Source organism: Streptosporangium sp. DT93 (assembly GCF_049844535.1).
Taxonomy (GTDB): Bacteria; Actinomycetota; Actinomycetes; order Streptosporangiales; family Streptosporangiaceae; genus Streptosporangium.
On the sequence record NZ_JBNCLF010000057.1, the window covers coordinates 1 to 953 of the forward strand.

1 pseudogene is annotated in these 953 nt (G+C 62.7%); it reads right to left on the reverse strand.

The features are described 5' to 3' along the window. Positions 1-953: pseudogene (locus ACLQ2R_RS39445) on the reverse strand (DNA-directed RNA polymerase subunit beta); the annotation flags it as partial.

The window sequence follows — 953 nt, forward strand, 5'->3', positions numbered from 1 at the left end:
GACGATGTCGTCCTCGGTGAGCGTGCCCTGGGTGATCTCGGCGTCGACACCCAGCTTCTTGTTGATCTTGTATCGGCCGACCTTCGCCAGGTCGTAGCGCTTGGAGTTGAAGTACAGATTCTCCAGCAGCGTCTGCGCCGACTCCTTGGTCGGCGGCTCACCCGGGCGCAGCTTGCGGTAGATGTCCAGCAGAGCGTCGTCCTGACCGGCCGTGTGGTCCTTCTCCAGCGTCGCGCGCATCGACTCGTACTGACCGAAACGCTCCAGGATCTGCTCCGACGTCCAGCCCAGCGCCTTGAGCAGGACCGTGACGGCCTGCTTGCGCTTACGGTCGATACGCACACCGACGCTGTCGCGCTTGTCGATCTCGAACTCCAGCCAGGCACCCCGCGAGGGGATCACCTTGCAGCCGTACAGATCCTTGTCCGAGGTCTTGTCGACACTGCGGTCGAAGTAGACCCCCGGCGAGCGGACCAGCTGGGAGACCACGACACGCTCGGTGCCGTTGATGATGAACGTCCCCTTCCCGGTCATGAGCGGGAAATCCCCCATGAACACGGTCTGGCTCTTGATCTCACCGGTGGTGTTATTGATGAACTCCGCCGTGACGAACATCGGGGCGGAGTAGGTCATGTCCTTGTCTTTGCACTCATCGACGGAGTACTTGGGCGGCTCGAACCGGTGATCCCGGAACGACAGGGACATGGTCCCGGAGAAGTCCTCGATGGGACTGATCTCCTCGAAGATCTCTTCGAGGCCCGACTGGGCCGGAACGTCCTTGCGCCCGGCCTGGCGAGCCGCCTCGACCCGCCCCTTCCACTTCTCGTTGCCGAGCAACCAGTCGAAGGACTCGGTCTGTAGAGCGAGAAGGTCAGGAACTTCGAGCGGCTCCTGAATTCGTGCGAAAGACACACGACGGGGACCGGCGGGTACGGCGAAGGCGTTGCGCGAGG